15 protein-coding genes and 5 pseudogenes are annotated in these 21,571 nt (G+C 69.8%); 3 read left to right on the top strand and 17 right to left on the bottom strand.

Features of this window, described 5'->3' with window-relative positions:
• Window positions 1–2: 2 nt before the first annotated feature.
• The 7 genes from rpsI to QQK35_RS12265 form a co-directional block, all read right to left on the bottom strand.
• Complete coding sequence (rpsI, locus tag QQK35_RS12295; protein ID WP_284254419.1) at window positions 3–488, bottom strand: 30S ribosomal protein S9; 486 nt, start codon at window positions 486–488, stop codon at window positions 3–5.
• A gap of 29 nt (window positions 489–517) precedes the next feature.
• Window positions 518–964, bottom strand: a complete 447-nt coding sequence (gene rplM, locus QQK35_RS12290) for a 50S ribosomal protein L13 (protein WP_284254418.1) — start codon at window positions 962–964, stop codon at window positions 518–520.
• Between the two features lie 186 nt (window positions 965–1,150).
• The gene (locus tag QQK35_RS12285; protein WP_284254417.1) at window positions 1,151–1,597 is read right to left on the bottom strand and encodes a hypothetical protein; all 447 of its coding nucleotides are present in this window, start codon (window positions 1,595–1,597) and stop codon (window positions 1,151–1,153) included.
• A 49-nt stretch (window positions 1,598–1,646) separates the two neighbouring features.
• Window positions 1,647–2,498, bottom strand: coding sequence for a DUF7927 domain-containing protein (locus QQK35_RS12280; RefSeq protein ID WP_284254416.1), 852 nt, complete (start codon window positions 2,496–2,498; stop codon window positions 1,647–1,649).
• Window positions 2,495–6,493, bottom strand: coding sequence for a beta strand repeat-containing protein (locus tag QQK35_RS12275; protein WP_284255695.1), 3,999 nt, complete (start codon window positions 6,491–6,493; stop codon window positions 2,495–2,497). Before QQK35_RS12275 ends, QQK35_RS12280 begins: the two co-directional genes overlap by 4 nt.
• Window positions 6,424–9,798, bottom strand: coding sequence for a DUF7927 domain-containing protein (locus QQK35_RS12270; RefSeq protein ID WP_284254415.1), 3,375 nt, complete (start codon window positions 9,796–9,798; stop codon window positions 6,424–6,426). The genes QQK35_RS12275 and QQK35_RS12270 overlap by 70 nt, the downstream gene beginning before the upstream one ends.
• Entirely contained in the window at window positions 9,795–10,379 is a 585-nt protein-coding gene (locus tag QQK35_RS12265; protein ID WP_284254414.1) for a hypothetical protein, read from the bottom strand. The genes QQK35_RS12270 and QQK35_RS12265 overlap by 4 nt, the downstream gene beginning before the upstream one ends.
• 111 nt (window positions 10,380–10,490) lie before the next feature.
• On the opposite strand from QQK35_RS12265, the gene QQK35_RS12260 reads away from it, so the two are divergent.
• Complete coding sequence (locus QQK35_RS12260) at window positions 10,491–11,069, top strand: hypothetical protein (RefSeq protein WP_284254413.1); 579 nt, start codon at window positions 10,491–10,493, stop codon at window positions 11,067–11,069.
• A 101-nt stretch (window positions 11,070–11,170) separates the two neighbouring features.
• On the opposite strand, the pseudogene QQK35_RS12255 reads toward QQK35_RS12260, so the two are convergent.
• A pseudogene (locus QQK35_RS12255) lies at window positions 11,171–12,078 on the bottom strand (tRNA pseudouridine synthase A).
• A gap of 48 nt (window positions 12,079–12,126) precedes the next feature.
• Between QQK35_RS12255 and QQK35_RS12250 the strand changes: the two are divergent.
• Window positions 12,127–13,188: pseudogene (locus tag QQK35_RS12250) on the top strand (acyltransferase family protein); the annotation flags it as partial.
• An 893-nt stretch (window positions 13,189–14,081) separates the two neighbouring features.
• Window positions 14,082–15,133: pseudogene (locus tag QQK35_RS12245) on the top strand (ATP-dependent DNA ligase).
• 12 nt (window positions 15,134–15,145) lie between these two features.
• On the opposite strand, the pseudogene ligD reads toward QQK35_RS12245, so the two are convergent.
• The 9 genes and pseudogenes from ligD to secY all read right to left on the bottom strand — a co-directional run bounded on the left by ligD (window position 15,146) and on the right by secY (window position 21,524).
• Window positions 15,146–16,167 (bottom strand): annotated as a pseudogene (gene ligD / locus QQK35_RS12240) (non-homologous end-joining DNA ligase).
• Between the two features lie 78 nt (window positions 16,168–16,245).
• Window positions 16,246–16,843: pseudogene (rplQ, locus tag QQK35_RS12235) on the bottom strand (50S ribosomal protein L17).
• A 46-nt stretch (window positions 16,844–16,889) separates the two neighbouring features.
• A complete protein-coding gene (locus QQK35_RS12230; protein WP_284254412.1) occupies window positions 16,890–17,879 on the bottom strand; it encodes a DNA-directed RNA polymerase subunit alpha in 990 nt (329 codons plus the stop codon).
• Window positions 17,880–18,061: 182 nt separating this feature from the next.
• Window positions 18,062–18,463 (bottom strand): 30S ribosomal protein S11, encoded by a 402-nt coding sequence (gene rpsK / locus QQK35_RS12225; protein WP_284254411.1) that lies wholly within the window; start codon window positions 18,461–18,463, stop codon window positions 18,062–18,064.
• A complete protein-coding gene (rpsM, locus tag QQK35_RS12220; RefSeq protein WP_284254410.1) occupies window positions 18,463–18,843 on the bottom strand; it encodes a 30S ribosomal protein S13 in 381 nt (126 codons plus the stop codon). The genes rpsK and rpsM overlap by 1 nt, the downstream gene beginning before the upstream one ends.
• A gap of 191 nt (window positions 18,844–19,034) precedes the next feature.
• Complete coding sequence (gene rpmJ / locus QQK35_RS12215; protein ID WP_055821300.1) at window positions 19,035–19,151, bottom strand: 50S ribosomal protein L36; 117 nt, start codon at window positions 19,149–19,151, stop codon at window positions 19,035–19,037.
• 72 nt (window positions 19,152–19,223) lie between these two features.
• Window positions 19,224–19,445, bottom strand: coding sequence for a translation initiation factor IF-1 (gene infA, locus QQK35_RS12210; protein WP_284254409.1), 222 nt, complete (start codon window positions 19,443–19,445; stop codon window positions 19,224–19,226).
• 148 nt (window positions 19,446–19,593) lie between these two features.
• Window positions 19,594–20,181, bottom strand: a complete 588-nt coding sequence (locus QQK35_RS12205) for an adenylate kinase (RefSeq protein WP_284254408.1) — start codon at window positions 20,179–20,181, stop codon at window positions 19,594–19,596.
• Entirely contained in the window at window positions 20,178–21,524 is a 1,347-nt protein-coding gene (gene secY / locus QQK35_RS12200; RefSeq protein WP_284254407.1) for a preprotein translocase subunit SecY, read from the bottom strand. The genes QQK35_RS12205 and secY overlap by 4 nt, the downstream gene beginning before the upstream one ends.
• Window positions 21,525–21,571: the final 47 nt, after the last annotated feature.

Here is a 21,571-nt window from a genome sequence, read left to right as displayed (position 1 = left end):
GGTTACCGCTTGGAGAACTGCGACGCCTTGCGGGCCTTCTTGAGACCGGCCTTCTTGCGCTCGATGACGCGGGCGTCGCGAGTGAGGAATCCGGCCTTCTTGAGGGCGGGGCGGTTGTTCTCGCGGTCGATCTCGTTGAGCGCGCGTGCGATCGCCAGGCGCAGGGCACCGGCCTGGCCCGAGGGTCCGCCGCCGGTGATCTTCGCCGTCACGTCGTAGCTGCCCGCGAGCTCGAGCACCTTGAACGGATCGTTGATGAGCTGCTGGTGCAGCTTGTTGGGGAAGTAGTCCTCGAGCGAGCGCCCGTTGACGATGAAGCCGCCGGTGCCGGGCGTCAGTCGCGCGCGGGCGATGGCCTCCTTGCGTCGGCCGACAGCCGCGCCGGGCACGCTGAGGTTGCGCGGAGCGCGGACCTCGGCGGTCTCCTCGGCCGGGGTCTCGGTGGAATAGCTCTGGAGCTCGGGAGCCAGGTCCTCGATGTTCGCCATTGTCTGTCCTAAGAAGTCGATGCGGGCGCTTACTGCGCGACCTGGTTGAGGGTGTAGGGCGTGGGCTGCTGCGCGGCGTGCGGGTGCTCGGCGCCCGCGTAGACCTTCAACTTCTTGATCTGGGCACGGCCCAGCGAGTTCTTCGGGAGCATGCCGCGCACGGCCTTCTCCACGGCGCGCGTCGGGTGCTTCTCGAGCATCTCGATGTAGGTCTCGCTCGAGAGGCCGCCCGGGTAGCCCGAGTGGCGGTAGGCGAGCTTCTTCTCGAGCTTCTGGCCCGTCAGCGCGACCTTCTCGGCGTTGATGACGATGACGAAGTCGCCCATGTCCATGTGGGGGGCGAAGGTGGGCTTGTGCTTACCGCGGAGCAGCGCCGCAGCGTGGCTGGCGAGACGGCCGAGCACGACGTCGGTCGCGTCGATGACGACCCAGTCGCGCTTGATGTCCGCCGGCTTGGGGCTGAACGTACGCGTCATGAATGACTCGTTTCTGTCGAGGAGAATCGTGAATCCCGCTCCGGTGAGCGTTCTCGGCGGATCGCCGGGAACCCTGCGGTGGAGGGCTCGGAACGTCGCCCACGCGGGTGGGCAACCTCAATAGGTTAGTCGATCGGCGTCGATTCGGCCAATTCCGGCGCACCCGCCCGCTCGGGGCGACCGGGCTCAGGTGGCGGAGCGTGCCCGTGCGCGCCGGCGCCCGCGGATCCACAGCAGCACGGCGAGCGCGACCACGATGATGGCGCCGCCGATGATCGCGGTGATGACCAGGGGCGCGTTCGACTGCCCCGCCGAGGCTCCGGGCGACCGCACCGAGTGTGCCGGATCGACGACTCCCCGGATGCCGTCCGGGTCCGCCGTGCGGACCAGGATCCGACCTGGCTCCCCCTCCGGATACAGGGTCGCCAGGGTCGTGAAGCGCACCTCGCCGCGGGGAATGCGGCCCACACGGACGGTGGTCTCGCGGCTGACCGTCTTCCCCGCCCCGACGGTGATCGGCCAGCTGAGGTCGGAGCCCGTCTTCTTCCCCGACGCCGAGTGGGCGTACGACGCATAGCCGGGCACCGTGACCTGCAGTGTGCCCTTGACCGCACTGGCGCCGGCGTTGGTCACGGCAGCCGTGTAGGTCAGGATCGCGCCGGACTCGGTCTGAGTGGTCGCGTCACTGAGCGTGATCGACAGGCCCGCGGGCGGAGCGACCGCCGCTGCCGGCTCGACGGAGGTGAGCCCCGTCATGGCGAGCGCGGCGAGCCCCGCCAGGATGGCGGCGGACGCCGCCCGTGAGCGCCTGCCGGCCCGCGCTGTGGTCCGATTCATGCCCGCGACCATCTCCTGTCTCCGAGAACGTGGCGACTGCAGCGGCATCAGCTACGACGACGACGGAGCCGGATTGCGAGGGTGATGAGCGCGCCCGCCGCGAGGAGGAGACGGCCCACAGCAGCGCCGGCATCACGTCGAGCCCGGTGAACGCCACCTGGCCGCCGGACGCCGTCGCCGACCGGACCGTGACGTTCGCGGCGCAGGACGGATCCGGATCGCCCGGCAGGCAGTTCGACATCACGCCCGACGGGTCCTCCGGTGTCACCACGGTGTTCAGCAGCCTCTCGCCCGCCGACGCGTCCGCGGCCAACCGCACCGAGTACGTGACCGACACGACCCCGCCGATCGGCAGCGCGCCGGACCAGTGGATGGTCGGCTCCGCGTAGGTCGCGCCGCTGTCGACGTCGCCGTCATAGCTCGCGTACGTCAGGACGTTCGTCAGGTCGTCGCTGAACGAGGCGGGCCGATCCTGCGTGAACGCCACCTCGCCGGTGTTGATGACGGTGATCGTGTAGTCCACCACCGCACCCGGCACCGCCGTGGCGGCGTTCGCCGTCTTGACCACCCGGAACGACTGCACGGGCACCGTGACCGAGCACGCCGGGTCGGACGACCCGGCGACGCAGTCGCCGCCCGGGGTGACCACGGTGTTCTTCAGCAGATGATCCCCCGAGTCCGGTGTGTTCACGGTCACCGAATAGGTGATGGCCTGCGACCCCCGATCGGCAGCGCCCCGCGCCACGACAGTGTGGGAGCGACATACGTCGCGCCGTTCGTCGCGTCGAAGTCGTACGTCGCGTCGTCCAGAACCCGGGACAGGTCGTCGGTGAAGGTGGCGGGCGCCGCCGAGGTGTAGTCGACGGATCCGGTGTTGGTGACCACGATCGTGTAGGTCACCACCCCTCCCTGCAGGGTCGACGTGGTCGAGGCCGTCTTGGCGACCGTGTACGACTGCACCGGAACGTGGACCGCGCAGTCGGGGTCGGTGGTGTCCGCCGTGCAGTTGCCGCCCGAGCCGACCGGGGTCAGCACCGCGTTGTCGAGCGACTGATCGCCGTGGTCCGGATCGTCGACCGTCACCGAGTAGGTGATGGTCTCCGACTCTCCGACCGCCAACGGCCCGGACCACGACAGGGTCGGCGCCGAGTACACCGCCCCGTTGGTCGCGTCGTCGTCGTAGCGGGCGTCGTCGAGCACCTGCGACAGGTCGTCCGTGAAGCTCGCCGGCTTCGCCGCCGTGTAGTCGGTCGCCCCGATGTTCGTCACGACGATCGTGTAGGTCACCGTGGATCCCGGGCTCGTCGTGGTCGTGGAGGCGGACTTCGTGACGTGGAAGGCGGTCGTGGGCACCTGCACCGAGCACGACGGATCGGTCGACCCGTCGAAGCAGTTGCCGGTCGAGCCCGTGACGACGGCGTTGGTCAGCAGCGCATCCCCGGCATCCGGCGTGTTCGCCGTCACGGAGTAGGTGAAGGTGAGGCTCTGGCCGACGGCCAGGGCGCCGGACCACGACAGCGACGTGCCGTCGAAGGTCACCCCGGCGGTGGCATCGCCGTCGTACGTCGCGTCGTCGAGCACGCTCGACAGGTCGTCGACGAACGTCGCGGGGTCGTCCACGGTGTACGGCACCTCGCCGGTGTTGGTGATCGTGATCGTGTACGGCACGACGTCGCCCGGGTCGGCGGTCGTCGCCGAGCTGGTCTTCACCGCGCGGTACGCCTGCACGGGCGTGTGCGTGGAGCACGCCGGATCATCCGAACCGGCCGGGCAGTTGCCCACCCCCGGCGGGGTGAACACGGTGTTCGCCAGCACGTGGTCCCCGTTGTCGGGGTTCTTCACGGTGACCGTGTACGTGATGGTCTGCGTCGCGCCGACCGCCAGAGCACCGGACCACGACAGGGTCGGCGCCGCATACGTCGCCCCGTTTGACGCGTCGTTGTCGTAGGTCGCGTCATCCAGCACGCCGGAGAGGTTGTCGGTGAACGTCGCCGGGCGCGTGGCGGTGTACGCGAACTGCCCGGTGTTGGTCACCAAGATCGTGTACGTCACCGTCGCCCCCGGAGTCGCGACCGCGGCCGAAGCCGACTTGGCGACCGTGTAGTCGGCGACCTGGGTGGTCGTGCTGCACGCGCTCTGGCTGACGCAATCGCCACCCGATCCCGTCGGTGTGACGGCGTTCGTCAGGAGGTGATCTCCCGCGTCGGGGGAGTCGACGGTCACCGAGTAGGTGATCGTCCGTGTCCCGCCGACCGCGAGCGCTCCGGACCACGACACGGTCGGAGCCGCGTAGGTCGCACCGTTCGACGCGTCGTTGTCGTACGTCGCGTCGTCCAGCACGGCCGCGAGGCTGTCGCTGAACGACGCCGGATGCGCGGCGGTGTACGCCACCGAGCCCGTGTTGGTCACCGTGACGGTGTAGCGGACGGTGCCGCCGGGCGCCGTCGAGGTCGTCGAGGCGACCTTCGCCACCGTGTAGGACTCGACCGGTGTCGTCGTGTCGCACCCGCCCGTCGTCGCGCACGCGCCTCCGGATCCGGTGGGAACGACCGCGTTCTTCAGGATGTCGTCGCCGCCATCCGGCTCGTCCACCGTCACCGAGTACGTGATGGTGCGGGTGGCGCCGACCGCGAGGTCGCCCGCCCACGACAACGTCGGAGCGGCGTAGGTCGCGCCCGCGCTCGCGTCGCCGTTGTACGCCGCGTCGTCCAGCACTCCCGTGAGGTCGTCCGCGAAGCTCGCGGGGTTCGACGCGGTGTAGGCGACCTGCCCGGTGTTGGTGACCAGCACGGTGTAGGTCACCGTCGCACCCGGCGTCGCGGTGGCCGTCGACGCCGACTTCGCCACCGTGTACGAGGCGACCGGCGTCGAGGTCGTGCACGCCTCGGGCGTCGTGCAGGTGCCGCCGGATGCGGTGGGCACCGCGGTGTTGGCGAGGACGCCGTCGCCGGTGCCGGGATCGTCGACGGTCACGGAGTAGGTGATCGTCTCGGTGGCGCCCACGGCCAGCGCACCGGACCACGACAGGGTCTGCGATGCGTAGGTCGCCGCATTCGTCGCGTCGTCGTCGTACGCCGCGTCGTCCAGCACGTCGGCGAGGCTGTCGGTGAAGGTCGCCGGGTCGGCGGCCGTGTACGGAACGGCGCCGGTGTTGGTGACCGTCACGGTGTAGTCCACGGTCCCGCCGGGTGTCGTCGTCGTCGCCGACGAGCTCTTGGTCACGGTGTACGACCGCACCAGCGTGGTCGTCGAGCAGTCGCCCGCGGCGGCGCACGAGCCGCCCGCCGCGCTCGGCACGACGGTGTTGTGCAGCGCGTGGTCACCGGTGTCGGGGCCGTCGACCGTCACCGAGTAGCTCACCATCTCGGATCCGCCGACGGGCAGCGCTCCTGCCCACGAGAGCGTCGGCGCGGCGTAGGTGGCCCCGTTGGTGGCGTCCCCGTTGTAGGTGGCGTCATCGAGTGCCGCGCTCAGGTCGTCGGTGAAGGTGGCGGGGATGGCGGCGGTGTAGTCGACGTCTCCCGTGTTGGTCACCAGCACCGTGTACGTCACCCGCGATCCCTCGGTCGTCGAGGTCGTGGAGACGGTCTTCTGGACGGTGTAGGACTGCACGGGCACGTGGACCGCGCAATCGGGGTCCGTGGTGTCCGCGGTGCAGTTCGCGCCGGATCCCGCGGGGGTCAGCACGGCGTTGTCCAGAGCATGGTCCCCGTTGTCAGGATCGTCGACAGTCACGGAATACGTGATCGTCTCCGAAGCGCCGACCGCGAGCGGCCCGGACCACGACAGGACGGGGGCCGAGTACACGGCGCCGTTGCTGGCGTCGTTGTCGTAGCTCGCGTCGTCGAGGACCCCGGCCAGGCTGTCGGTGAAGGAGGCCGGGGCCGCCGCCGTGTAGTCGGTCGCTCCGGTGTTGGTGACGACGATCGTGTACGTGATCGTCGCGCCGGGCGTGGTGGTCGACGCGGACGACGTCTTCACGACGTCGAACGCCTTCGTCGGCACGTGCGCGGAGCACGACGGGTCGGTGGAGGTCACCGAGCAGTTACCCGTCGACCCCGTGACGACCGCGTTGTTCAGCTCCTGGTCGCCCGCGTCCGGGGTGTTCACCGTGACCGAGTAGGTGATCGTGACGGTCGCGCCGACCGCGAGCGGTCCCGACCACGAGAGCGTCGGCGCCGCGTAGGTCGCCCCGCCCGTGGCGTCGTTGTCGTAGGTGGCGTCGTCGAGCACGTCCGAGAGCGAATCCGTGAAGGTCGCCGGGGCGGCCGCCGTGTAATCCACCTGTCCCGTGTTGGTCACGGTGATCGTGTACGGCACGACCTCACCCGGGGTGACGGTCGTCGCCGTGGTCGTCTTGACCACCCGGTACGACTGCACCGGGGTGACCGGCGAGCAGGCGGGATCGGTCGATCCCGCCGAGCAGTTGCCGACGCCCGGCGGTGTGAACACGGTGTTCTTCAGCAGGTGATCGCCGTTGTCCGGGTTGTTCACGGTCACGGAGTAGGTGATCGTGTGGGTGCCGCCGATCGGCAGCGCCCCGGCCCAGCTGAGTGTCGGCGCCGAGTAGGTCGCGCCACCGGTCGCATCGCCGTCGTACACCGCATCGTCGAGCACACCGCTTAGGTTGTCGGTGATGGTGGCGGGCTTGGCCGCGGTGTACGCCACCTGCCCAGTGTTGGTGACCACGATCGTGTAGGTGATGCTCGATCCGGGCGTCGTCGACGACGCCGAGGCCGTCTTGGACACCGTGTACGTTCCGACCGGGGTGTGCGTCTGGCAGGCGTCGGCGGTCGCACAGGTTCCCCGGTGCCGGTCGGCACGACGCTGTTGGTCAGTACGTGATCGCCGGCATCCGGTGTGTTCACGGTCACCGAGTAGGTGATCGTCTGGATGCCGTCCACCGCGAGCGGGCCGGCCCACGACACGGTCGGCGCGGCATACGTCGCACCGTTCGAGGCATCGCCGTTGTAGGTCGCGTCGTCGAGGACACCGCTGAGGTCGTCGGTGAACGAGGCCGGCGTACCGGCTGTGTAGGCCACCTTCCCGGTGTTCTTCACGGTCACGGTGTAGACGACGGTGCTGCCGGGACTCGTGCTCGCGGGCGACGAGGTCTTGGTAACCGTGTACGCGGCGACCGGCGTCGACGTGGTGCAGGCCGCGGGGGTGTCGCAGACGCCGCCGTCGCCGGTCGGCGACACGGAGTTCTTCAGCACGTGGTCGCCCGCTTCGGGCGAGTTCACGGTCACCGAGTAGGTGACCAGCTGGGTCGCGCCGACGGCGAGCGCCCCCGACCATGACACGTTCGGAGCCGAGTACGTGGCGCCCGCGGATGCGTCGTTGTCGTAGCTCGCGTCATCCAGCACTCCGGTCAGGCTGTCGGTGAACGTCGCCGGGTGGGCGGCCGTGTATGCGGCCTGGCCGGTGTTCGTCACCGCGATCGTGTACGTGACCTTCTGTCCTTCGGCCGCCGAGGTGACGGAGACGGATTTCGCGACCGTGTACGACTCGACGTCGACGGTCACCCTGCAGGCGGGGTCCGCGTTGCCGGTCACGCAGTTGCTTCCGGTGCCGCTGGTCACCGTGTTCGTCATGACCTTGTCGCCGGCATCAGGGCTGTCGACGGTCACCGAATACGTGATGGTGATGGACTGCCCGGGCATGATCGAGGGCGCCGACCAGTTCAGGGTCTGGCCGCTGACCGTCGCGGTGCCCGAGCTCGCGGCGACATCGCCGTCATACGCGGCATCGTCCAGAACGCCGGACATGTCGTCCGCCAGGGAGGGGTTCAGCGAGGGCGCGGCGCTCGTCGCGGGCTCGGACACCGTCACCGTGTAGGTGACCTTGGAGCCGGGCGCGATCGGGCTGCCGGCGGCGGGGACGGAGGTCTTCGCGACGTGATACGGCTCCGGGACGGCGATCCCGGCCGGGTCGCTCGCGGTGAGCACGGGACCCGACGGCGGCGTGACGCTCGCGGAGGCCGTGTTCACGGTCGTTCCGACCACGGCGGTCGACGTGCAGGTGTTCGACGCCGAGGCCCCGGCGGCGAGCGAGGGCACCGTGAAGTCGCAGCCCGGCACCAGGGAGTCGGTGACCGGGATGTCGGTCAGGGTGCCCGTGCCCTTGTTCGTGACGGTGATCTTGTACGGCACGGCGTCGCCCGCCGCGTACTGCTGGTAGTCGGCGGTCGCGTTGGCGTCATGCCAGTCCGCCGCCGTCGCGGGGTTGCCACCCTTGACCAGCACGTACTTCTTGAGGTCGAACGCGTAGCAGTCGCCGATGGTCGTCGTCGCGCTCGAGAGCATGGGCAGGGCCGTGTGCCCGGCGAACGACAGGGCCGAGTTCACCAGCACCTGTCCCGGCTGGTTGTCCGTCGCCGACGGCGCCGTGCAGCTCGTTCCCGCCGGCGTCGTGAACGCGATGCGGATCCTCTGGGTGGCGCCGGGAGCGAGGGCGGGCGCGATGACCCGAATGGCGGTCGGGTGCGCGACGGCCGTGGCGGACCATCCCACCGTGTTGCCGCTGATGCTCCCCGGCGTGCCTCCGTTCGACGCGGCGCGCGGGTCGTTACTGAGCGATCCGATCGGCGCGGACGAGTAGTACACGGTCGATCCGGCGGGAGGCGTCACGCCGGTGATCGAGTAGCCGCCGGTGATATTTGTGCCGCGACCGTCCGCTGTGCTCGGCAGGATGTCAATGGTGTCCGTGAAGGAGTTGGTCACAGGGTCCTGCGAGTTGATCGCGAGGTCCCACGCCGAGCTGTCGCCGTAGAACGACAGCACGTTCGACTCGACCGACTTGCCGAGCGTGGTGGCGCTGTTGCTCGGGACGGTCACTCTCGCGCTCGCCTGCCGGACGGCGGCCGGGCGGTTGTCGCCGGGCACGTCGATCTGGGCGACGTTGGTCAAGACGGTTCCCGGCGCGACCGAGGCGCTCGCCGGGATCTGCGCCCGGTAGGTGATGGGCTGCGCCGTGTTCGCCGGCACGTTTGTGAAGGTGTAGCTGAGCACCTGCTGACCGGAGCCGTTGGTCGACAGGGCCGGCGTCGGAGTGCCCGAGCCGGCGACATAGGCCATGCCGGCCGGGAGGGTGTCGGTGACCGTGAACGTCTGGTTCGGCGGGGTCTGGACGGCGAGATCCGCCTCGGCGCTGAGGGTGTAGGTCACGGGGACGCCGGGCTGTGCCGTCGTGCTCGGCGTCGTCTTGGTGATGACGCCGGTCGGGCCCTGGATGCGCAAGGCGTCGCGCATGCCGTTGGTGTTGGGGCCGTAGGTGCTGCCCGGAATGGTCGCGTAGACCGTCGGGTTGGTGCTGAGGTTGGTGTAGTTGTTCAGGGTCGGATAGCCCGGGAACACCGTCGCGGTGTTGTAGGGCGCGTTGAACGCCCCGACCACCCACGACTCCGCACCGATCGGGGCCGTCGGCGGAATGTAGCCCCAGACTCGCAGGAAGTGGTGGAACTGCTTGTCCACCGCCGGATCCCAGGTCATCTTCACCGCGGTCACACCTGCCGGGAGGGCGGCGATGCACGGGTCATCCGAGTACGCAGGCGAGATCGAGATGCTCTGCGTGGCGCACGCGGCGCCGACCGGGGCGGCGATCCACGGACTCCCCGCCACGCCGACCGGCTCGCCGCAGGTCTCCGTCTTCGTACTCAGCGCATCGGTGCGGTACCAGAGATGTGCGGTCTTCATGTTGGAGTACGAGGCTCCATCTGCGGCGACGAAATCCGCCCATCTCGGAGTGAACGCGGCCGGGTTCTGCACCATCACGCAGGAACCCGCCAGATTCGCCGCGCCCGGACCGCTGTACGTCGACCACGTCACGCTGTCCGCCTGACCCACGAGAGGCTCGTCGGCGAGGGTGTACGGGCCGGGATCGGTCGACGAGCGCGCCGGAGGCCAGGGGAGCGTCTTGTCCTGCGCCGTTCCCGGTGCCACCCAGAGATTGGCGTCCCACGGCGCGCGACCGGCGGTGGGGCCGCCCTGCCAGCTCATCGAGAACACACCGGGGAGGACCAGCGTCGTGCCGGAGACGTCGTTGGTGGTGTTGGTCTCCGGCTGCGTGACCCCATCGCTGAAGACGAAGGGGTCGAAGTCGCCCCGAACGTCACTCCCACGGTGGTCGTGATCGGAGTCGTGTAACTGAACAGCAACTGGCCGGAGGCGACGAAGGTGCTCGTCGACGGGATCGCGTTCCCCAGACTGTCGACGGTGGGGACCTGCTTGAGCGAGTAGTCCAGCCCGCTCAACGTCACCGTGTAATGCGTGCTGCTGCCGGTGATGGTGCACGTGGGCGCATTGGTGCGGTTCTTGAAGGCGGAATCGGAGTAGGGGATCCCGGTGGCCTGGGCCGAGTCGTCGACCGGCCGGCAGCCCTCCCATTGCAGTCCCGGGAGCTGCCCGGCGACGGAGACCGCGATGTCCACCGTGAACGAATAGCTCGACGGACCCGGGATGCTGCCCGTCGTCATGGCGACGCCGTAGTCGACCACCACGGTCGGACGGTTGCCGCCGCTGCGACTCTGCACGGTGGTCTGCTGATAGTTCTGGTTCGGCGCGCTGAGCACGAGGTCCATGCCGTGCGTTCCCGTGATGGGAAGCGACGTCGTGGTCGCGGGCCCCGCCGTCGCGACGGCCGAGTCGGAGGTGACCGTCCCGGAGACGGAGAGCGCGGATCCCCCGCTCCTGTGGCGCGCACGGGCGCCTGGATCACCGAGGCCGTGCCCTCGGTGATGGTGCCGAGGTTGCACACCAGCGTCGAGCCGTTCGCCGAGATCGAGGAGACGGGCGTGACGCCCTTCGTCTTGCAGACGGTGGGGATGCTGGCGAACACGCCGTTCGTGACGGTGAGCGTCGCGCGCACGTCGTTGACCGGGTCGTTCGCCTCCGGATCGGTGGCATCGTTCGTGCTGATGTGCCACTCGGACGTGACCGCCTTCCCGTATGGCGCCGACGAGGGGCTCCCGACCCAGTTCGCCGTGATCTCGTGCACGGCCGTGGTGGCCGCGTTGGCGGCGCCGGCCAGACCGAAGACGGAGAAGCCGGCGATCGTCAGCACCACCGCCGCTGAGAGCGCCCGGAACCCGCGGGTGGGCGAATCCGTGTACCAGAAAAGACCCCGCACGCCGATGGCCCGCCGATGCTGCGCCGGGTGCGGCTCCGGTCGGCTATTTGACGACATGCCCCATCGACCGTGCATGGCTGCTCCCCCTGTTGCTGTCACCCGAGCCGATCGGCCGCGCCCCCGCGGCCTCGATCAACGTTGAATCGAGGGTTGACAGTTGGATTCAATCGCGTTGAACATACCCCCTCGGGACCGATTCCGAGAATTCACCCGTTTATCACCTGGTCACGTCGGCCGGCTCCCTCAGTCGGCCGCCTGCAGCTCTCCCGCATCGCGACGAGCGCGGGTGCGCTCCACGCGTGACGCGAGCTCGTCGTCGGAGGGATAGCCGACCTCGACGAGGGTGAGACCGCGGGCCGGCACGACCGTGAATGCCGACGTCCGGAGGCCGGCATCCCGCAGCGCCGCCGTTTCGCCGCCGGCGAGCCGCCCCTCGCCCGCGGCGATGCACGCGCCCACGAGCGCACGCACCATGCTGTGGCAGAAGGCATCGGCACGCACCTCGGCTACGAGCACACCCGAGTCGTCGCGCTGCCACGAGAAGGCCTGCAGCGTGCGGATCGTCGTCGCCCCCTCACGCGGACGGCAGAACGCGGCGAAGTCGTGCAACCCCAGCAGCGACTCCGCGGCATCCAGCATGGCCGCCTCATCCAGCGGGCCCGGATGCCAGAGCGTGTGATCGCGACGACGCGGGTCGCGCTCGCCGGCGGCGTCCGCGATCCGGTACTCGTACCGCCGCCAGAGCGCCGCGAACCGCGCATCGAATCCCGCCGGAGCCACCCCGCTGCGGCGGACGACGAGATCCGAGACCGGACCGCCCATGCCCGTGAGCCGTCGTGCGAGCGAGTCGGGCCCCGACGACGTCGCGTGGCCCCGGACGCGCGCGAGCACCGCGAGCTCCCCGGCGCCGAGGTCGACGTGGCCGACCTGGCCGGTCGCGTGCACGCCCACGTCGGTGCGGCCGGCGACGGTCACGCGGGGCGTCGCACCGGTCGAGGCGAACAGCGCGGCGAGGCGCTCCTCGAGCTCCCCTGCACGGTGCGCAGTCCGGGCTGGCGCGCCCATCCGGAGAAGCCGGTGCCGTCGTAGGCGATGTCGAGCCTCACCCGGACGACTCCTGGATCGATCCCGGCCGGCCCCGCCTCGAGCATGCCGCGAGTCTAGGCTTGACGGCGCACCCGCCCCGATCCCGAAGCCCCATGACACCGAGTCGACCGAGCCGCCCCGCGCCTGCGCCCGCGGAGACGCCCTCGACCCGCGAGGACCCCGTGACCCGGCTGCCCGGTGCCGGCCCGTACCGTGTCGTCGGCCTCGACGGCGTCCGCGCGATCGCCGTCGTGCTGGTCATCGTCTTCCACCTCGGCCCCGGCGCCCTCGTCGGCGGCTATCTCGGTGTCGACGTCTTCTTCGTGGTCAGCGGGTTCCTCATCACGACGCTGCTGGTGCGCGAGCGCGACGAGACCGGGCGCATCCGGCTCGGGTCCTTCTGGCTGCGACGCGCTCGACGGCTGCTGCCCGCGCTCGTCGTGCTCGTGCTCGTCTGCTGCAGCGCGGCATGGGCGATCGGCGGCGATGTGCTGGTCGGTATCGGCCGCCAGCTGATCGGCGCGGCGACGTTCAGCACCAACTGGCTGCTCATCGCGAGCGGGTCGACCTACTTCGGCACCGGCTTGCCGGAGCTGTTCCGCAACCTGTGGTCGCTCGCCGTCGAGGAGCAGTTCTACCTCGTCTGGCCGCTGCTGCTCGTGCTCGTTCTGCTGCGCATCCCGCGCTGGCTGCGCATCGCGATCGTGCTGCTGCTCGCCGCCGCCTCCGGGCTCGCGATGGCGCTGCTGGTGGACCCGACCGACAGCACCCGCGTCTACTACGGCACCGACACGCACGCCTTCGGACTCGCCATCGGGGCGGTTCTCGCGTTCGCCGCGGTGCGGTGGCCGATGCGCCGGATCGCCTGGCCGCGCGCCGTCCGCTGGCTGCTGCCCGTCGTCGGCGTGTTCGCCCTCCTCGCGCTGATCGGCCTCTCGGTCGTCCTCGACGGCGCCGACCCGGACGCCTACCGCGGCGGGCTCGTGCTCGTGGCCGTCCTCACCGCGGCGGTCATCACGTCGCTGCTGGTGCCCGGGTCGTGGCTCGGCCGCGCGCTCGAGACAGGCCCGTTCCGGTGGGTCGGCCGGCGCAGCTACGGCCTCTACCTCTGGCACTGGCCGGTGCTCCTGCTCGTGCAGAGCGCACTCCCGACGTGGCAGCGCGACGGGTGGCAGGGCTGGGCGCTCGGCGGCATCGCCGCCGCGATCACGGTCGTCGCGTCCGCCCTGTCGTACCGCTTCGTCGAGCAACCGGTCCGGCGGTTCCGGTTCCGCCGCTCGGCACGTCCGTCCGGCCGCGCACGGTGGCGCGTGCCGGTGTGGGCGGTCGCGATCGGAGCCCTCCTGGTCGTCGCGGGGGCGGGCAGCACGCTCGCGCTCGCCGCCGATCCGGGCATCGGGCAGACCCAGCAGCAGGTGGAGGCCGGGCGCAAGGCGATCCGATCGGCATCGCCCGCGCCGACGCCGGATGCCGCGCCCACGCCCGGCGCCTCGGGCACCCCGACACCCGTGCCGACACCGGTCGGCGGCAACCAGGTCACCGCCATCGGCGACTCGGTCATGCTCGCGGCGGCCCCGGAGCTGCAGGCTGGACTGCCGGGCATCGCGATCGACGCCGCCGTGTCGCGCTCGATGTATGCCGCCCCGGGCATCATCCAGGCGGACCTCGACGCCGGGTCCCTGCGCAAGGTGGTGCTCATCGAGCTCGGCACCAACGGCCCGATCGATCATGCGACGCTCGAGCAGATCCACAAGCTGGTCGGACCGGACCGCGAGATCATCGTGGTCTCGGCGCAGGCGCCGCGCGGCTGGACCCCGGCGTCAATGCGGCGCTCACCGCCTTCGCGGACCGGTACCGCAACGTGGTGCTCGCGAACTGGCACGACGCCGTGCAGCCGTATCTCTCCGAGCTCAACCGCGATCAGATCCACTTCGGCGGGGCGGGAGCCCGGCTCTTCACGAGCGTCGTCAAGGACGCCCTGCAGCAGCTGGCCGAGCTGCCGCCCCCGCGCGACGAGCGCGACGATCTGGCCCTGCCGATTCCGGTGTAGCGCGCCTACGCTGGCCGGATGGCGCTGCCGCTGCACCCGCCGACCGAGCCGATGCTCGCGACCGCCGTCGACGCGGTGCCCGAGCCGGACGCGGTCGAGGGCGGGTACGACTACGAACCCAAGTGGGACGGCTTCCGGGGCATCGTCTTCGCAGATGGCGCGGACGTCGAGATCGGCAGCCGCGGGTCCAAGTCGCTCACGCGCTACTTCCCCGAGCTCGTCGACGTGTTCGCCGCGCAGCTGGGCGAGGGCTGCGTGGTCGACGGGGAGATCGTCGTGCGCACCGGCCGGCCCGGCGCCGAACGGCTCGACTGGGACTCCCTGTCCCAGCGCATCCACCCGGCAGCCAGCCGGGTCGCGAAGCTCGCCGAGGAGACGCCGGCGTCGTTCGTGGCCTTCGACCTGCTGGCTGCCGACGGCCGCTCGCTGCTCGACGAGCCCTTCGCCCAGCGCCGCGCCCGGCTCGAGACCCTCTTCGCCGACGTCGCGCCGCCGCTGCACCTGAGCCGGACGACCCGGGATGCCGCCCTCGCCCGCCGCTGGTTCACCGAGTTCGAGGGGGCCGGCCTCGACGGGGTCGTCGCCAAGCCGCGGGCGGCCGCGTACCAGCCGGGCAAGCGGGTGATGCGCAAGGTCAAGCACCACCGCACCGCCGACGTCGTGCCGGTCGGCTACCGGGTGCACAAGTCCGGCACCGGCGTCGGGTCGCTCCTGGTCGGCCTCTACGACGCCGACGGCACGCTGCGCGGCGTCGGCGGCGCCTCGGCGTTCAGCACCGCCCGCCGGCTCGAGCTTCTGCACGAGCTGGAGCCGCTGGTCGAGCGCGATGCCGCCGGCGAGCCGGTGCGCGGCGAGGGCGAGCGCAGCCGGTTCTCGGCCGCCAAGGACGTCGGCTTCGTGCGGCTGCGCCCCGAGCGCGTGCTCGAGGTGCGCTACGACCAGCTCGAGGGCGGGCGATTCCGGCACGCCGTGCAGTTCGAGCGCTGGCGGCCGGATCGCGACCCCGCGTCGTGCCGCTACGACCAGCTCGAGAGCCCCCGGCCTACGACCTCGACGACGCGCTCGGCTGAGCCGGACCGCGACTACTCCGCGGATTTGCGCGCACGGCTCGGCTGCACGCGCGGCGGCTCCCCCGGCATCTTCGGATACTCCGGCGGGTAGGGCAGCTCGCCGATCCCGGCCGCGAGGTCGCGCTCCCACCAGCCCAGCAGCACGTCGAGGGTGCCGCGGTGCTCGGCCATCCCGCGCCACGGATCGCCGTGCGCGCGCAGCCGGTCGGGCACCGACCGCACGGTGAAGGCGGTCGGGTCGACGCCGTCGAGCTCGTCCCACGTGATGGGGGTGGAGACCACCGCGCCGGGCCGGGCGCGCGGGCTGTAGGCGCCGGCGATCGTGCGGTCGCGCGCGGTCTGGTTGAAGTCGACGAACACCCGCTCGCCGCGCTCCTCCTTCCACCATGCCGTCGTGACCTCGCCCGGCATCCGGCGCTCCAGCTCCCGCGCCGCGGCGATGACGGCGTGCCGCACGTCGATGAAGTCGCGCACCGGTTCGATGGGGGCGTAGACGTGCAGGCCGCGGTTGCCCGATGTCTTCACGTACGGCGTCAGCCCGGCCTCCTCGAGGATCCCCTTCAGCACGGGCGCCGCGCGCACCGCATCGGCGAAGCCGACGCCCGGCTGCGGGTCGAGGTCCATGCGGAGCTGATCGGGATGATCGATGTCCTCGGCGCGGGAGGGCCAGGGTGGAACACGATCGTGTTCATCTGCGCCATCCACACCGCGGCGGCGGGCTCGTCGATCACGAGCATGGGATGCGCGCGGGCGCTCGGGAACGTCACCATCGTCGTGCGGATGAAGTCCGGGGTGCCCTTCGGCGGCGCCTTGCTGAAGAACTCCTCGCCCTCGATCCCGGCGGGGAAGCGCTGCAGGGCCACGGGCCGGTCGCCGTTGGCCTCGACGAACGCGTCGCCGACCGCCACCAGATACTCGACGAGCTCGCGCTTGGTGACCCCGGCATCCGGCCAGAGCACACGGTCAGGGCTGGAGACCCGCATCGACCGTGGGCCGTCGGGTCCCTCGACGTCGAGCGTCACCGCGTCCGCCATGCCGCCACCGTACGCCGCGACGACGACGAACGCCCCGCCGGATTCCGGCGGGGCGTTCGGGTGCTGTCTGCTGTGGCGTTACTTCGCGTCGTCCTCGGCCGGCGCGGCGTCGGTCGATCCCTCGACCGCCTCGTCCTGCGCCTCGACCGCGGCCTCCTCGACCTCGGGGGCGTCGGACTCGGCACCGCCCTCGGCCACGACCTCGGACTCCTCGGCCTCGATCGCCTCGTCGGCCTGGGCGGTGTCGGCCTTCTTCGGAGCCGCCTTCGGCGTCTCGTTGCGGGCGGCGGACTTCTTCGACGACGCCGGCTTCTTGTTCACCGGCTCGAGCACCAGCTCGATGACGGCCATGGGGGCGTTGTCGCCCTTGCGGAAACCGGTCTTGATGATGCGGGTGTAACCGCCCTCACGCTCGGCGACGAGCGGCGCGATCTCCGTGAAGAGCTCGTGCACGACCGACTTGTCGCGGATGATCGTCATCACCCGGCGTCGGGCGTGCAGATCACCCCGCTTGGCGAAGGTGATGAGGCGCTCCGCCAGGGGCGCAGACGCTTGGCCTTCGTCTCCGTGGTCTGGATGCTCTTGTGGGTGAAGAGGGCCGACGCGAGGTTCGCGAGCAGCAGCCGCTCGTGCGCCGGGCCTCCCCGAGTCGGGGTCCCTTGGTGGGCTTGGGCATTGTTCCGTGTCTTCCTGTGTCTTCCGAGTCTCAGAGCCGTGGAGCGTCAGACGTTCTCGTCGTCGTAGCCGCCGTAGAAGTGCGCGCCGTCGAAGCCGGGCACGCTGTCCTTGAGCGACAGACCCATCTCGGTGAGCTTGTCCTTGACCTCGTCCACCGACTTCTGGCCGAAGTTGCGGATGTTCATGAGCTGCGTCTCCGACAGCGCCACGAGCTCCGACACGGTGTTGATGCCCTCGCGCTTGAGGCAGTTGTACGAGCGCACGGACAGGTCGAGGTCCTCGATCGGCATGCTCAGCTCGCTCGAGAGCACCGCGTCGACCGGCGCGGGGCCGATCTCGATGCCCTCGGCCGCGGCGTTGAGCTCGCGGGCGAGGCCGAACAGCTCGACCAGGGTGCGGCCGGCCGACGCGATCGCGTCGCGCGGGGTGATCGCGGCCTTGGTCTCGACATCCACCACGAGGCGGTCGAAGTCGGTGCGCTCGCCGGCGCGGGTGGCCTCGACCCGGTAGGTGACCTTGAGCACGGGCGAGTAGATCGAGTCGACTGGGATCTGACCGGCCTCGCTGAACTCGCTGCGGTTCTGGGTCGCCGACACGTAGCCGCGGCCGCGCTCGATGGTGAGCTCGAGCTCGAACTTCGCCTTGTCGTTGAGCGTCGCGATGACAAGCTCCGGGTTGTGGATCTCCACCCCCGCCGGCGCCGAGATGTCGGCGGCCGTGACGACGCCTGCGCCCTGCTTGCGCAGGTAGGCGGTGATCGGCTCGTCGTGCTCGCTCGAGACGGTCAGGTTCTTGATGTTGAGGACGATGTCGACGACATCCTCCTTGACACCCGGAATCGTGTCGAACTCGTGCTGGATTCCGTCGATGCGGATGCTGGTCACCGCGGCGCCCGGAATGGACGACAGCAGGGTGCGACGCAGCGAGTTGCCGAGGGTGTAGCCGAAGCCCGGCTCGAGCGGCTCGATCACGAACCGGGACCGGAACTCGGAGAGGTTCTCCTCAGACAGGGTGGGGCGCTGTGCAATGAGCACGGATGGTTCCTTTCGGCGAGGGCGTCCGCCATATGACGCCCACGTGAAGTACGGCGGGTGGCTGGGCCGCCGGGGTTTTGAGTTGTGAAGTTCAGTGGCTGGCTTCCGGCGCTGCGGCCGAGACGGCCGCAGCGTGAGGCCGCGGCGGAAGGCCAGAAATGGCCTTCCGCCCGGTCTCGTAGCTAGACGCGCCGCCTCTTGGGCGGCCTCACGCCGTTGTGCGCCTGCGGCGTGACGTCGTTGATCGAGCCGACCTCGAGGCCCGCCGCGGTGAGCGAGCGGATCGCGGTCTCGCGACCCGAACCCGGACCCTTGACGAAGACGTCGACCTTCTTCATGCCGTTCTCCTGCGCCTTGCGCGCGGCCGACTCGGCGGCCATGCCCGCGGCGTACGGCGTCGACTTGCGCGAGCCCTTGAAGCCGACGTCGCCGCCGGAGGCCCATGCGATGACCGCACCCGAGGGATCGGTGATCGAGACGATGGTGTTGTTGAACGTCGACTTGATGTGGGCCTGGCCCACCGCGATGTTCTTCTTCTCCTTGCGGCGCGGCTTGCGGCCGGCGGAGGCCTTCGGAGTGGCCATTACTTCTTGCCTGCCTTCTTCTTGCCGGCGACGGTGCGCTTCGGTCCCTTGCGGGTGCGGGCGTTGGTCTTGGTGCGCTGACCGCGCACCGGGAGGCCGCGACGGTGGCGGATGCCCTCGTACGAGCCGATTTCGACCTTGCGGCGGATGTCGGCCTGCACCTCGCGGCGCAGGTCGCCCTCGACCTTGTAGGTGCCCTCGATGTGATCGCGGAGGGCGACCAGCTGGTCGTCGGTGAGGTCCTTCACGCGGATGTCACCGGAGATCCCGGTCTCCTGGAGAGTCGCGAGAGCGCGCGTGCGCCCGACTCCGTAGATGTAGGTGAGTGCGACCTCCACGCGCTTGTCGCGCGGGATGTCGACACCGGCGAGACGTGCCATGTCGGCAGTTCCTTACTCGGTATCCGGAGGTCTGCGCGTCACCGGTGCTCGGGCCTCCGGACCCGGGGTGTCACGCCTCGCGGCGATCCTGGTGACGCTCTGTTCTGTTCTCTTGTCCCCGGCTTGGCCTGGGGGTCCGAGCCCGAGACGGGCTCGGCGTCAGGGGAAAGAGGTCCGAAAGGACCTCTTTCTTATCCCTGACGCTGCTTGTGGCGGGGGTTCGACTTGCAGATGACCATGACGCGGCCGTTGCGACGGATCACCTTGCAGTGGTCGCAGATCGGCTTGACGCTGGGGTTGACCTTCATGTTGCTGCTTCTCTCGCTGTCATCGTGACCCGGGCGGCGGATGCCACGGCGGGACCGTTACTTCTCAGCGGACTACTTGTAGCGGTGGACGATCCGGCCGCGAGTGAGGTCGTAAGGACTGAGCTCCACGATCACGCGGTCCTCCGGGAGGATGCGGATGTAGTACTTGCGCATCTTGCCCGAGATGTGGGCGAGAACCTTGTGTCCGTTGCTCAACTCGACGCGGAACATCGCGTTCGGAAGAGCCTCGAGCACCGAGCCCTCGATCTCGATGACGCCGTCCTTTTTGGCCATACTTCGGTGAATCAGCTCCAAGAGTCTGCTGGTCGTGCGGGATTGTGTGGTCTGCAGAGCGCAGACACCAAGGGTCAACCTTACGCGATGGCGAAGTATTCCGCCAACTGCACCTCCCCCACGGGCGGCGCGCCGTTCGCGTCGTCGGTCACGCGGCGCGGGCGATGCCGCGCGCCGACAGTGCCGCGCGGATGCGCTCCCAGACCTCGTCGACCGTGCCGAGCCCGTCGACGCGCAGCAGCAGCTCGCGGTCCCGGAAGATCTCGAGAAGCGGCTGGGTCTCGCGCTGGTAGACGGCCTGCCGGTGCCGGATCGCCTCCTCCGAGTCGTCGGCGCGGCCCTGCTCGCCGGCGCGCTGCCGCAGCCGGCGCACGAGCTCCTCGGGGTCGGCCACCAGCTGCAGCACGGCGTCGAGCGAATGGCCGTGCGATGCGAGCAGGCCGTCCAGGTAGGCGACCTGATCGGGCGTGCGGGGATAGCCGTCCAGCAGGAAGCCGCCGTCGGCGTCGGCCTGCTCGAGGCGATCCTTCACGAGCGCGTTGGTGAGCTCGTCGGGAACGTAGTCGCCGTTGTCGACGATCGCCTTGACCTGCTTGCCGAGCTCGGTGCCCTCGGCGATGTTGCGGCGGAAGATGTCGCCCGTGGAGATCGTCGGCACATCCAGGTACTCGCAGACACGAGCAGCCTGGGTCCCCTTGCCGGCGCCAGGGGGACCCACGATGAGCAGGCGGGTCACCGGAGAAGGCCCTCGTAATGCCGCTGCTGCAGCTGCGAGTCGATCTGCTTCACCGTCTCGAGGCCGACACCGACCATGATCAGGATGCTCGTGCCGCCGAACGGGAAGTTCTGATCCGCGTTGATGAGGGCGAGCGCGATGAGCGGGATGAGCGCGACCAGACCCAGGTACAGCGAGCCCGGGAGCGTGACGCGGGTGAGCACGTAGTCCAGGTACTCGGCCGTCGGCCGGCCGGCGCGGATGCCCGGGATGAAACCGCCGTACTTCTTCATGTTGTCGGCGACCTCGTCCGGGTTGAACGTGATCGCGACGTAGAAGTAGGTGAACCCGACGATCAGCAGGAAGTAGATCGCCATGTACAGCGGGTTGTCGCCGCGGGTCATGTTGTTGTTGATCCAGTCGACCCAGGCGGGGTTCTTGCCCGTGGCGCTCTGGTTGAACTGGGCGATGAGGGCCGGCAGATACAGCAACGACGAGGCGAAGATGACCGGAACGACGCCCGCCATGTTCACCTTGATCGGGATGTACGTGTTGTTGCCGCCGTACGTTCGCCTGCCCACCATGCGTTTCGCATATTGCACCGGGATGCGGCGCTGCGACTGCTCGACGAAGATGACCGCGACGAGGATCGCCAGGCCGACGATCACCACGCCGATCACCAGCTCGACGCCGTTGTTGCCGCCGTTCGCGTAGACCTGCTGCATCGACGGGATGAACCGCGACGCGATCGAGGTGAAGATCAGGATCGACATGCCGTTGCCGATCCCGCGCTCGGTGATCATCTCGCCCATCCACATGATGACGCCGGTGCCGGCGGTCATCGTGATGACCATGAGCACGATGCCGACCCACTCGAAGGGGTCCGGCGGCAGCGAGAGCAGGCTCTGGCAGGAGCTCGAGTTGTTCGACGTGCCGAACAGGGCACCGGTGCGCGCGACCGTGATGAGCGTCGTCGACTGGAGCAGGCCGAGGCCGATCGTCAGGTAGCGGGTGTACTGGGTGAGCTTGGCCTGTCCGGCCTGACCCTCCTTGTACAGGTTGTCGAAGTGCGGGATGACGACCCGCAGCAGCTGCACGATGATCGACGCCGTGATGTACGGCATGATCCCGAGCGCGAAGATCGACAGCTTCAGCAGCGCGCCGCCGCTGAACAGGTTGACGAGGTCGTAGAGGCTGCCCTGGTCGCCCGAGACGCCGGCGAGGCAGTCCTGCACGTTCTGGAAGTTGACGAACGGCGACGGGATGAACGATCCCAGGCGGAAGAGCGCGATGAGCGCCAGCGTGAAGAGGATCTTCTTGCGGAGATCCGGTGTGCGGAAGATCCGCCCGATCGCGCTGAACACGTCGCCTCCCGGAGTGTCGTGGGGCTGGGTCTGCGAGGACCCGGGGT

This window comes from Pseudolysinimonas kribbensis, from assembly GCF_030161895.1.
Taxonomy (GTDB): domain Bacteria; phylum Actinomycetota; class Actinomycetes; order Actinomycetales; family Microbacteriaceae; genus Pseudolysinimonas; species Pseudolysinimonas kribbensis.
Note: the sequence above shows the minus strand (reverse complement) of the source record. Positions and strands in the feature narration are given on the sequence as shown.

Excerpts from the sequence above, each read along its gene's own strand:
- infA (WP_284254409.1), bottom strand. The coding sequence starts at position 19,445 with ATGGCCAAAAAGGACGGCGTCATCGAGATCGAGGGCTCGGTGCTCGAG.
- QQK35_RS12265 (WP_284254414.1), bottom strand. The coding sequence starts at position 10,379 with ATGGACCTCGTGCTCAGCGCGCCGAACCAGAACTATCAGCAGACCACC.
- rplM (WP_284254418.1), bottom strand. The coding sequence starts at position 964 with ATGACGCGTACGTTCAGCCCCAAGCCGGCGGACATCAAGCGCGACTGG.
- rpsM (WP_284254410.1), bottom strand. The coding sequence starts at position 18,843 with ATGGCACGTCTCGCCGGTGTCGACATCCCGCGCGACAAGCGCGTGGAG.
- rpsK (WP_284254411.1), bottom strand. The coding sequence starts at position 18,463 with ATGGCCACTCCGAAGGCCTCCGCCGGCCGCAAGCCGCGCCGCAAGGAG.
- rpsI (WP_284254419.1), bottom strand. The coding sequence starts at position 488 with ATGGCGAACATCGAGGACCTGGCTCCCGAGCTCCAGAGCTATTCCACC.
- QQK35_RS12270 (WP_284254415.1), bottom strand. The coding sequence starts at position 9,798 with ATGAGCTGGCAGGGCGGCCCCACCGCCGGTCGCGCGCCGTGGGACGCC.
- rpmJ (WP_055821300.1), bottom strand. The coding sequence starts at position 19,151 with ATGAAGGTCAACCCCAGCGTCAAGCCGATCTGCGACCACTGCAAGGTG.